Origin of the sequence: Imperialibacter sp. EC-SDR9 (assembly GCF_902498805.1) — a bacterium.
In the GTDB taxonomy this organism is placed as follows: domain Bacteria; phylum Bacteroidota; class Bacteroidia; order Cytophagales; family Cyclobacteriaceae; genus Imperialibacter.
The window spans coordinates 117948-130081 of sequence record NZ_LR701576.1; the positions used below are offsets into that span (position 1 = coordinate 117948).

Below are 12134 nucleotides of genomic sequence, written 5' to 3' on the forward strand. Positions count from 1 at the left end.
TTATTTCACTGAGTTGTAAAAGGCCACGATACGCACAAGGTCTCTGATCTTATCTGGCGATAAACGATTTTTTTTCATGAAAGGCTTTACTTCCGACCATCGGTCACGCATAGCATCCTGAAGCTCGGGCTTCTTCCCGTTATACAGTCTTATATTGCCTTTTTTGTCAAGAAAGTAGAAACTATAGTCAAGCCTTTGCCTCGTTTGGTTGTAGCCACTAAAAGAATAGCTTTGAACAGACGGCACAGTTTCCTGAATTATTGCCTCTCTGGTCAGCAAGGACAGCTCGCCCTCGTACAACAGTTCGAAAAGCATCGGCACCTTGTAGTCGTAGTTCACTGCATAAGGCAGCGAATAAAACTGCCTGTAGTTTTCGGTTGTCTTGTCGTAAAATTCTATGAAGACAATTTTGCGGCTTGAGAAAGTGTTGATCCGATCCCGGTTTCTTACTTGCACCAAGTCGTTCGGCAGGTCGTATTTGATCTCCCCTCTCAGGGTGTCAGCATCATCATTCACTATCCAGCCGTCGTGCCAATACTCTGAAGGAAAATACTGAGCATAGGCTGAACTACTGATCAAAAGAGAAAATAAAAAAAATAAAAAAAACGAGTACTTTCCCATCCTCCTCATACTACAATATTACATTTCCAAAGCAAAACGAACCACTATTTCTCTTTCAAAATCAAATGACCCATTTTATCACGTTTGGTTGTGAGGTACTTTTCATTAAACTCATTAGGAGCCACCTCAATTGCCAGGTTGTCTACAATTTCCAAGCCATATCCCAGCAAACCTGCTCTTTTCTTGGGGTTGTTCGTGATCAAACGTAATTTACTGATGCCAAGATCTCGTAGTATCTGTGCACCAACGCCATAATCTCTTTCATCCATTTTATACCCCAAATGAAGGTTAGCTTCCACGGTATCCATTCCCTCCTCCTGTAGCTTGTAGGCTCTCAGTTTCGCCTCCAGTCCTATACCACGGCCCTCCTGGTTCATATATAACACGACACCTTTACCTTCCTTTTCCACCATTGTCATGGCATTATGAAGCTGTTCGCCGCAATCACACCTGTGAGAGCCAAATATATCGCCCGTAACACAGGAAGAGTGTACCCTTACCAGGACTGGCTCACCTGGCTCCCAGGCTCCCTTTACGAGTGCCAGATGCTGCTCGCCTGTGTTTTTCTGCTTATACGCATGAAGCTGAAAGGTACCATATTCTGTGGGCATCTTCACATCCACCAGTTTTTCTATCAGAGACTCCTTCTCAAGACGATAAGTGATCAGGTCTTTGATAGAGACAAGTTTGAGATTGAACCTTTCGGCTACTTTTTTAAGGTCTGGCAGGCGGGCCATAGAGCCATCCTCATTCATAATCTCAACCAGCACTCCAGCAGGGTAAAGCCCCGCCATTCTGGCAAAATCAATCGCTGCTTCTGTGTGACCTGAACGCCGCAGAACGCCACCTTTCTTAGCTTTTAGGGGGAAAATGTGACCGGGCTTCCCAAACTCTTCCGGCTGAGCCTTTGGGTCAACAAGCGCCTGAATAGTCACCGACCTGTCTTTGGCGGAAATGCCTGTGGTTACTCCCCTGCCTCTCAGGTCTACCGACACAGTAAATGGCGTTTCGTGAAGCGCTGTGTTTTTGCCAACCATCAGTTCCAGCCCCAGCTCTTCGCATCGCTCTTCCACCAATGGCACGCAAATAAGACCTCTGCCGTGGGTAGCCATGAAATTGATGATTTCAGGAGTGACAGTTTCCGCAGCACATATAAAATCGCCTTCGTTTTCTCTGTCCTCGTCGTCAACTACGATGATGATCTCTCCTCTTTTTATCGCCTCAATGGCGTCCTCTATTTTATCGAGTTCTATATTTTCTTGCATCGGGCTAATTGCACCCTTCGGGGTGTCTGCTAATTTTTTAACACTCTTAAAATCAAAAGTATTCCGCAAAGGTTCATTTTAATATGCATACTGGCAAATCAGAAGCTCTGCCGGGCCTTAACCGACGGTGACAACACCAAGGATTCCAGCTAAACCCATTTCTATCTTCTTGAGTGCCTCATGGTGCTCCATTATCTCCACCTGCTCGGCCTCAGTTTCCGCAGTTTTCAATTTGTCAAGATTCTCTTTGATCACTGCCCTGACTGTCCGAAGCTTAAGCCTGACGATATTGGCATAGGTAGCACCTTTCAGGTCGTTTCTTTCACTGTTTACTTTGATGTCGAACTTCTCAGTCCAATGATGGCTCACCTCATGCCGCTCAGTAATCAAATCGATCACTTCTTTCTTCATTGGTTCGGTGCCATGCTTCAACACATAGTCCGCATCTATCACGTCTCCATCTACCAGCTTGTTCTTAAACATATCGAGGATTTGCGCATACACAGGGTGACTGAAATGCACCTCGTCTGTTTCATGCAGAAAGTAATCGGCGAGCAGCTGATCTACTTCCTCGGTTCCCTTTATCACGAATTGACCATAGTTGAGCAAAAGCCTCAGGCTTTCCCTTTCCTGAATCATTTTTGGGTCAACCTCCGGCTTTGCGAGCGTTGAAATAGCCGCATCAGGTGAACTCTCAGGTGCTGAACCGGAGCTGTCGAGGTCGAGCCGCTGCCTGGTTTGCTGCCGTTCCCTCTCCTTTTGCTGCTGTTGCCCCTGCTCAATGAGCATTTTGTTCATCTCAGCAACAATCACAGCCTCATCCATGTCCATTAGCTGGCTGCACTCCCTGGCAAAAACAAGCCGCTTAATGGCGTCAGGTATCTTCGCAATGCTACCCACAATCTCCCTGATGGTACCCGCCTTTTTTATGGGGTCGCTGCCGGCATCCTTAAGGTACAGATGTGTTTTGAAGGCAATAAAATCTTCGCTGTTCTTTTCCAGGAAAGCTTTGAACGCAGAAGCACCCAGCTGTTGAGAGTAGCTGTCGGGGTCCTCTCCCTCCGGAAAAACGACCGCTCTCACATTGAGCCCTTCTTCGAGCAGCATATCAATTCCTCGCATACTCGCTTTGATTCCCGCAACGTCACCGTCAAAAAGTGTAGTGACATTCTGAGTAAAGCGGCTGATGAGTTTGATATGCTCACGTGTGAGCGAGGTACCCGAAGAAGCCACAACATTCTTAACACCGGCCTGGTGCATCGAAATAACGTCGGTGTAGCCTTCCACCAGGTAGCAATTGTCCTCGTTCCGAATAGCCTGCTTGGCCTGGAACATCCCAAAAAGGACATTGCTTTTATGGTAAACAGGTGACTCAGGGGAGTTAATATATTTAGGCTGGTTCTCTGCCTTTTTCAGTATCCTGGCGCCAAATCCGATGACCTTGCCCGACGGGTTATGAATTGGAAACATGACCCTTCCCCGGAAGCGGTCATATTTTTTTCCGTCTTCTTTGGCGAGAACCAAGCCCGCCTTTTCCATCATCTCTTCAGTGAAGCCATTCTTGGAGGCATACTTCATGAAGCCGTCCCACTTGTCGTGGCTATAGCCCAGATCAAAGGCCTTGATGGTTTCGTCCGAGAAACCCCTTTCTTTAAAATAGCTCAGTCCAATGGCCTGCCCTTCATCATCTTCCCACAAAAGCTGCTTATAATACCCTTTGGCATGATCTAGTAAGATCAGCAGGCTTTCCTTTTCATTGAACTCCTTGATCTGGTCGGGTGTGGCCTCCTCTTCTTCTACCTCAATGCCATATTTGTTGGCCAGGTGCTTAAGTGCCTCCACATATCCGAGGCCCTCAATATCCATAATGAAAGAAATGGCGTCGCCACCTTTTCCGCACCCAAAGCACTTGTAAATGCCCTTGTTGGGAGCTACTGAAAAGCTGGGCGACTTCTCATCATGAAAGGGGCAGCAGGCCCAAAAGTTCTGGCCCTTTTTCTTTAGCGAAACATAGTCGGACACCACCTCCTGGATGTCCATCCGGGATTGTATTTCTGTTATGATGTGGTCGCTGATGCGCATGGGGGTTCGAAGTTACGAAGTAAATCCGACTCCGATAAAGCCGACGGGCCCAAAGTTGATGATCAATCCGTGTCTGGCGATACTTTCAGGTAAAAGGCATTGCTCCGTTTATCAAAGAGGGTGAAAACCTATTTTGAAAAAGATACTACTTTTGCCCGGATGGAGAAGATTACTGTAGAATGGGGCGGCCTGATCATTATGGAGCCTATGGCGATTGTGTGGAACTGGCTGATTACCATTTTTGGTGTGATGGCGTATTTTAAGCTGCGTAAAAACACCTCTCCCCCATACAAAAACTGGAGTTTGTTCTTCCTCATCCTTGGCATTTCAGGATTTTTCGGAGGACTTGGGCACGGGCTTTTCCACTACTGGGGACTCACCGGAAAAATACTTCCCTGGACAACCGGCATCTTGTCAGTCTACTTTGCCGAAAGAGGCATTTACGCCTTTATCCCCGCCGAAAAAGAGGTTTGGAAAAAGAGACTACAGCTGTTTTCCCTTTTGAAAATGATCATCATGCTGGCCGGCATGGCCTTCGTCTCCTTTGACTTTTCTTGGACTAAAAACAACTCAATTATTGGTCTTACCCTTATTGTGGGCCTAGGGGGTTATTTACTTAGCCGGAAATATAAAGAATTGGTATATTTTCCTGTTGGCATACTTGTTCTTAGCTCCGCCGCTTTTGTTCACGGGTTCGACATCAATATACACCCATGGTTTAACAGGGACGATCTCGCTCATCTTATTATGCTTGCCGGCATGAGTTTTTTTCTGGTGGCCCTTCAGAAATTTGATTTGAAATCGCCTCAGGCTAGTTGAAAGGCCTCTGAAAGCCTCATGCGTTCAATAAACTTTGAGCTTTCCCAACTTTATCCTTCTTCTCATTGTTACATGCTGGTATAAGCATTAATTTGCAACAGTTTTGCATCAGAAGAGCCATTTTCTACATGTCCCAAATCAGTAAAGAACAAGTATTAAAGTCGTTGAGCAAGGTGGACGACCCAGATTTGAAGAAAGACCTGGTGACCCTTGGAATGATCAAAAACCTGGAAGTAGGTGACTCCAGGATCAGTTTTGCCGTGGAGCTTACCACGCCGGCCTGTCCATTGAAGGAGCTCATCAGGAGTCAGTGTGAGGACGTGATTTATGCTGATTTCGGAGAGGCTGTGGAGCTTTCTATTTTGATGACCTCCAATGTTACTTCAATCAGAGACAATGCGCCCCTGTTACCAGGTGTAAAAAACGTCATTGCTATTTCATCGGGAAAAGGTGGAGTAGGTAAATCCACTGTTACGTCCAATCTGGCCGTAGCACTTGCAAGAAGCGGTGCCAGCGTAGGCATTATTGATGCGGACATTTTCGGGCCTAGCATCCCTACTATGTTTAACTGCGAACATGAGCAGCCCGGCATCATCGAGAAAAATGGAAAGAACGTAATTTTACCAATAGAACAGTATGGCGTCAAGCTGATATCGATAGGTTTTCTTACCCCTCCCGACAACGCCGTGGTGTGGCGGGGACCCATGGCCAGCTCAGCGTTAAAGCAGTTTATTGGCGACACGGAATGGGGAGAGCTTGACTACCTTCTAATTGACCTTCCTCCGGGAACAAGTGATATACACCTGACACTTGTGCAAACGGTGCCCGTTACTGGTGCGGTAGTGGTCACCACTCCTCAGAAAGTAGCCCTGGCTGATGCTCAAAAGGCATATTCCATGTTCAAGCAGCCTCAGATCAATGTACCTGTGCTGGGAATCATTGAAAATATGTCGTACTTTACTCCTGAGGAACTTCCGAACAATAAATACTATCTGTTCGGCCAGAACGGGGGCAAGCTTTTCGCCGAGAAAAATAATGCACCTTTCCTTGGCGAGGTGCCACTGGTGCAGTCGATCAGAGAGTCTGGCGACAGTGGATACCCAGCAGTAATGAAAGACGGAGTAACGGCTGATGCTTTTAATGCAATTGCACAGGCCGTGGCTCAGCAGGTGGCAATGAGAAATGCCGCCAAAGAAAAAACGAAAGTAGTTGAAGTTAATGTTTAAGAAATGATTGCTGACACACCTGAATATATAGCTTTGATGGGGCGCATAGAAAGTGCGCTTGATTCAATCAGACCTTATCTGGAGGCTGATGGTGGAAATGTCAAACTACTAAGCATTGACGAAGGAAATGTAGCAAAGCTTGAGTTACTCGGCAACTGCGGATCGTGCCCCATGTCGGCCATGACGCTGAAAGCCGGCGTAGAAGAGGCTATTAAAAGAGCTGTTCCGGAAATAAGCAAAGTGGAAGCCGTGAATGTGGCTGTGGTTTGACGAAATAATTTTTAGCATTACCTCGTTACCTCTCATCCACGTTTTTTAACATACTCAATGAGCAGGAGGTTATACCTTTTTTTAGACTTTGCTGTTTGCATTTTTTTATGCGTTAGCCACCAAGCCTTTTCACAGGAAAAGTGTGGCACCGTCCAGCTGGAAGAAAAATACAGACCAATCATTGGAGAATCTGTCAAAGAGTTTGAATCGTGGGTTCAAACAAAAAAAGCAGAGCGTAAGCTTCGGCTGAGTAATGGAAGAACTGCTGAAGCCGTTTACACCATACCAGTGGTGATACATATATTGCATCAGGGAGAGGCTTATGGCGAAAAATCGAATATTCCGCTGGAGCAGGTACTGTCTCAAATTGATTTGCTCAACCAGGACTTCCGTAGATTAAACTCAGACACGACAGACACACGAGAGATATTTAAGCCTGTGGCAGCTGACGCACTTATTGAATTTGCGTTAGCCAAAAGAGACCCTGAGGGCCTGCCCACAAGCGGCATTGTAAGGGCTCGTGCCGGCAAAGACTCCTACGCCATTGGAGAAGAAGACTTGCTTCAGAAGGTTAGCTATTGGCCGCCCGATAAATACCTCAATATATGGGTAACCAACCTTAAGTCGGGCCTGTTAGGATTTGCGCAATTCCCGGTATCAGATCTAATCGGCCTTAAGCCCAACATTGCTAATAAATTCCTGCCGGATGGCGTAACCATTGACTTTGAGTACTTTGGCCAGGGCTTCAATGCAAAGGAGTTTTCTACTGGACGAACAGCAACCCACGAAATAGGGCATTACCTTGGGCTGCGACATATTTGGGGTGACGGCGGCTGTGGATCAGACGATTACTGTTCCGATACTCCAGCGGCAGGCAGAGCCAGTTCGTCAGGCAGCTGCGAGTTGTCAAAGGCGAGCTGTGGGTCTACCGACATGATTGAAAATTACATGGACTACAGCCCCGATAAGTGCATGAATATTTTCACAAAGGATCAAAAGGAGAGGATGAGAACCGTGCTGGAGTTTAGCCCCAGAAGAAGGAGCCTTATAGGATCGGAAGCATTAGTGGCACCAACGCTTGTCGCCAATGATTTGGGCATAAAAACAATCGTTAGTCCGGCAGGCGGCATCTGCTCCGCCAGGTTTATGCCCGAAATAGTAGTAAGAAATTATGGCACCAGCGCCATCACGCAGTTTGAAGTCAAAGCCGTGATCAATGGCTTGGAATGGGATTCACGAGCAATCACTACTTCCCTGCCCCCGCTGGCTGCCTACACCGTCACGTTCGATGAAGTGCTACTCGAAGAGGGTGGTTTATATACCACTTCCTTTGAAGTCGTCAGCGTCAACCAGACAATAGACAACAATCTCAATAATAACGAAATTTCAATAGACGCCAGCTACCAGCGACTAATTTCGCTACCCATGCTGGAAACCTTTGAAGAGAACGGTTCTCAATTGGTCATGAAGGCCGACAATCCCGATCAGCCCTTTGCAGCCATCACGCTGGCACCGAAGGCTTTAGCCACCAACCTGGCCATGGAGTTTGACTACTTCAGTGCTGACTCGACACAATTTGGCGACTGGGAAATGCTTTTGTCGCCCATCATTGATTTGACAAAATACCCTTCGCTTACCATCGATTTCGACTACGCCTATGGGCACGACGGCATTAATAATTCGGACGGTCTGCTGGTGGCGGTGTCGATTGACTGCGGTGCCACTTTCGAGTACGACGACATTGTGTTTCAAAGATTTGGCGAAGACCTTGCCACCACCTATATCGAACCCGGACAAGCATTTATTCCTTCCGGCCCAGCCGAATGGAAAAAGGCGTTTATCGCACTCAACAACTTCAAAGGGGCCGACAGGATACAACTCGCCTTCATCGGGCAAAACGGGCTGGGCAACAACCTGTTTCTTGACGACATAAAAATATCGAGTAATAACCTGGCCGACTATGATATCGGCATTAGTGAAGTAACTGATCTTGCTTTCATTTCGTGTATCAGCCAGCCTGTGCCAACGGTCGAGGTCAAGAATTTTGGCAAGGAACCCATCACCAGCTTCTCGCTTTCCTACACGGTTAACAACAGCTCAAAGGAATTACAGGTTAACAATATCTTCATTAATACCGGCCAAACGATCAACGTACCATTGGAGATTGACGCCCTGGAAGATGGCACATATAAGCTTGAATTGGCCCTCGACCAACCAAATGGCAACACTGACCAGCGAATCTCCGACAACAACTTCTCCCAACTATTTCATGTAAAAACAACCACCGACGTTATCCCTTTCAGAGAAACATTTGCTTCGAACAGGGGCATGGAAGAAAATCTTTTGCACAGAATTACAAACACCGACGGACGCACCTGGCAAATTCAAAGTGATGAAAGTCTCAGCCAGGGAAACAAAGTAGCCCGTATGACTTCCTACGACCTGACTGTGCTCGGTGATGAGTTCTGGCTGGCCACGAAAGTGCTGGATCTTGACGAGGTGGATGAAGCATCAATGTCTTTCAAGCTTTCTTATGCCAAAAGGGAAAACCGTTCGGAGCGGTTGAGAGTGATGGTATCCGTGGACTGTGGCATCAATTTCAGGGATGTCGTATATGACAAGCGGGGAAGTGATCTGGCTATTACCGAATCTGAAGAATTTTGGGCTCCCTCAACTTCCGAGGACTGGAAAAGAGAAACAATCGACTTGTCAGCCTATGCTGGAAACAGCAGTGTTGTGGTGGCCATTGTAGGCACCAACGGCAATGGCAACAATATGTATTTGGACGACATAGAGTTTTATCGGTCGGGTGAGCCTACGCCCGTTTTTCCTGTCGAGGATTTGATCAGGCTCTTTCCTAACCCGGCGAAAGAAGTAATTAACGTGGCCTTTAGCCTGGCTGAGAGGCAAACCGTGACGCTACGCATGCAGGATGTAAGAGGCCGGGTATACTTTGAAAAAGAATACCCCAACACATTGAATCAGATTTATCAGCTAACCACCGTAAACGAAGCCAATGGCATGTACCTGATACAAGCGATAACAAAGGACAAGGTAACCGCCCAAAGAGTCATTGTCAGGCATTGAAAATCGTTTCGGTTGAGTAATTTTGTTACAAGTAGCCGGTGACCGCTGTAATTATTAAATTTAAAAGATGAGAGTAGGAATATTCTTTGGAGGGCAATCCAGGGAAAGAGAAATATCCTTTGCAGGAGGACGTACAGTTTACGACAACCTCAATAAATCATTGTTTGAACCAGTGCTCTTCTTTGTTGACAGCCTCGGACAAATCATAGAGCTCGATTGGCAATACGTGTACAAAGGCACCATTCGGGATTTCTATCCTCCTGTGTCGCTGCTGCCGCCAAGCCCTCATCATTTTCAGGTATATATCGAGTCGCTGGCTGCCGAGGACCATAACCTTGCACTGAGCGCTGCCTCGCACGTTGGCCGCAAAGTTAGCCCCGAAGAATTGCCAACACTTATCGACTTTGCCTTTCTGGCACTTCATGGCCCTTTTGGAGAAGATGGTAACATCCAGGGGCTTTTAGAGTGGTACAATATTCCTTACTCCGGCTCCGGCATTTTGCCTTCGGCCATTGGGGTAAATAAGGTTGTCCAAAAAGACCTTTTAGAAAAGAACGACTTCTCTACGCCTGCTTACGAACTACTCAATAGAGATGCCTGGCTGAAGGAAGCCAATAAAAAAACGGTTTTTGATTTACTGAAATCAAAACTGAAGCTTCCGCTGGTGATCAAAGCGCCCAATCAGGGATCGACCATTGGTGTGGCCATTATCGACAAAGACTCCGTGGAAGACTTTGTGGATGGCATGAACAGGGCCTTTTTCATTGAAGAGATTGATTTGAGCTGGTGGGCGACACTGCCCAATGAAGAAAAGAGAAAAGAGCTGATAAAACTGACAGACATCAGAGAGGGCATTGGCCTTCCGGTGATGATGGAAGGTGAATGGATAGCCTACCCTGAAAAACTCTGGGTGACACTCGACCAGCTGGCTTCCACAAGAAAAGATACTATTCAGCTTACCAGTCAGCACGCTGAGGAAACAGTGCTGGTGGAAGCGTTCATCAAAGGCCGGGAGTTTTCATGCATCGTTATTGAAAATGAAAACGGTGCGCCGATGGCATTGCCCCCTACTGAGATCAGAAAAATCAAAGACCTTTTCGATTACCGATCGAAGTACTTGCCAGGCATTAGCCGGAAAATAACGCCGATTGAATTACCCGATGGCGACATTCAGAGAATTCGTGAACAGTGTGAAAGACTCTTCACCGCCCTGCATTGCCAGGTATACGCCCGGATAGATGGGTTCTACACCGAGGATGGGGGCATTTTCCTCAACGACCCGAATACGACGTCGGGCATGCTTCCATCGTCGTTCTTCTTTCACCAGGCTGCTGAAATAGGGCTCAACCCGTCGCAGTTTCTTACTTACATCATTCGTACCTCACTGGCAGCCAGGATAAAAACCGGCAAAATGATCCACCAGATGAAGGGACTGCTCAAAAAGCTGGATACCGACATTCAGCTGTTGGCAGTTTCGGAAGTCAAAAAAATCAATGTAGGGGTGATCATGGGTGGCTTCTCTTCTGAGAGGCATATTAGCGTGGAAAGTGGAAGGAATATTTTTGAAAAGTTAGCCTCCTCCACAAAATATCACCCTGTGCCGATTTTTCTCACTGGCAGCGAAGAAAACCATGAGCTCTACCTGCTTCCGGTTAATATTATGCTCAAAGACAACGCTGATGATATCAGAGAAAAGCTTCATGCGGCAGCCTCCAAAAATGAGCACCCGGTAATTGGGCAAATAAAATCTGAAGCTGGCACAATTACCAGCACCTATGCTCCGGGCACTATTTTGAAGTACAAGCGAATCAAGTACGAGGACTTATCAGGCTTGGTGGATGCAGTGTTTATCGCCTTGCATGGCAGGCCTGGCGAAGACGGTGCCGTGCAGGTGGAGCTGGAGAAGCTGGGCATTCCTTACAACGGATCGGGTGTAGACAGCAGCCGCATTACCATCAACAAATATGAGACCAATGAGCTACTGATGAAACATGGCATTTCAGTGGCCAATCACACACTCGTTTACAAGGAGGAATACCTGGCGCATCCTGCCAAAACAATTGCTGAGTTGGAGAAGAGCTTCACCTATCCGCTGATTGCCAAGCCGGCTGACGATGGGTGTAGTTCTGCTGTGAAGAAAATCAGAAACCAGCAGGAGCTTTGCGCTTTTGCTGAAATGATGTTTAGAGACACGCCGGAGTTTTTGCCTGCTCAGCAGAAAGTGCTCAAGCTGAAGGACAATGAGGAGTTTCCTCAGAAGAGCTACTTTTTGCTTGAAGATTTGATAGACAGGAATGGTGCCACACACTTTTTAGAAGTCACCGGCGGCATGCTCACCAGCATCAACGATAATGGCGACAGAGTATATGAAGTGTTCGAGCCTTCGGAAACCCTGGCCACTGGCGACGTGCTTTCACTCGAAGAAAAGTTTCTGGCCGGAGAGGGGCAGAACATCACCCCGGCGAGGTTTGGTAAAACACCTGATGAAAATAAGCGGGTAAGTGAAAAGGTAAGAAAAGACCTGCAAAAAGTAGCAGAGATTTTAAACATTGAGGGCTACGCAAGAATCGACGCCTTTGTACGTATTTATGAGGATGGCAAGATAGAAACTATTATTATTGAAATTAATTCATTACCTGGAATGACACCCGCTACCTGTATTTTCCACCAATCGGCCATCAATGGCTACAAACCCTACGAGTTCATTGATGCGATCTTGACATACGGTATGCAGCGACAAAAACTTATAGCCTGACCTAAACAG

At 46.9% G+C, this 12134-nt stretch carries 8 protein-coding genes; 5 read left to right on the top strand and 3 right to left on the bottom strand.

From position 1 onward, the window contains the following. The 3 genes from GC130_RS04875 to dnaG all read right to left on the bottom strand — a co-directional run bounded on the left by GC130_RS04875 (position 1) and on the right by dnaG (position 3968). Positions 1-579 (bottom strand): hypothetical protein, encoded by a 579-nt coding sequence (locus tag GC130_RS04875; protein WP_151997151.1) that lies wholly within the window; start codon positions 577-579, stop codon positions 1-3. A gap of 86 nt (positions 580-665) precedes the next feature. Then, the gene (locus tag GC130_RS04880) at positions 666-1886 is read right to left on the bottom strand and encodes a bifunctional 3,4-dihydroxy-2-butanone-4-phosphate synthase/GTP cyclohydrolase II (protein WP_151997152.1); all 1221 of its coding nucleotides are present in this window, start codon (positions 1884-1886) and stop codon (positions 666-668) included. A 117-nt stretch (positions 1887-2003) separates the two neighbouring features. Further along, the gene (dnaG, locus tag GC130_RS04885; RefSeq protein WP_151997153.1) at positions 2004-3968 is read right to left on the bottom strand and encodes a DNA primase; all 1965 of its coding nucleotides are present in this window, start codon (positions 3966-3968) and stop codon (positions 2004-2006) included. A 159-nt stretch (positions 3969-4127) separates the two neighbouring features. On the opposite strand from dnaG, the gene GC130_RS04890 reads away from it, so the two are divergent. The 5 genes from GC130_RS04890 (at position 4128) to GC130_RS04910 (ending at position 12125) form a co-directional block, all read left to right on the top strand. After that, positions 4128-4787 carry a hypothetical protein gene (locus GC130_RS04890; RefSeq protein WP_151997154.1) on the top strand — a complete coding sequence of 220 codons (660 nt, stop codon included), beginning with the start codon at positions 4128-4130 and terminating at the stop codon, positions 4785-4787. Positions 4788-4915: 128 nt separating this feature from the next. Beyond that, a complete protein-coding gene (locus GC130_RS04895; RefSeq protein WP_151997155.1) occupies positions 4916-6013 on the top strand; it encodes an Mrp/NBP35 family ATP-binding protein in 1098 nt (365 codons plus the stop codon). 3 nt (positions 6014-6016) lie between these two features. Continuing rightward, a complete protein-coding gene (locus tag GC130_RS04900) occupies positions 6017-6283 on the top strand; it encodes a NifU family protein (RefSeq protein WP_151997156.1) in 267 nt (88 codons plus the stop codon). Between the two features lie 57 nt (positions 6284-6340). Then, positions 6341-9370, top strand: a complete 3030-nt coding sequence (locus GC130_RS04905; protein WP_151997157.1) for a M43 family zinc metalloprotease — start codon at positions 6341-6343, stop codon at positions 9368-9370. Between the two features lie 67 nt (positions 9371-9437). Continuing rightward, positions 9438-12125 carry a D-alanine--D-alanine ligase gene (locus GC130_RS04910; protein WP_151997158.1) on the top strand — a complete coding sequence of 896 codons (2688 nt, stop codon included), beginning with the start codon at positions 9438-9440 and terminating at the stop codon, positions 12123-12125. Positions 12126-12134: the final 9 nt, after the last annotated feature.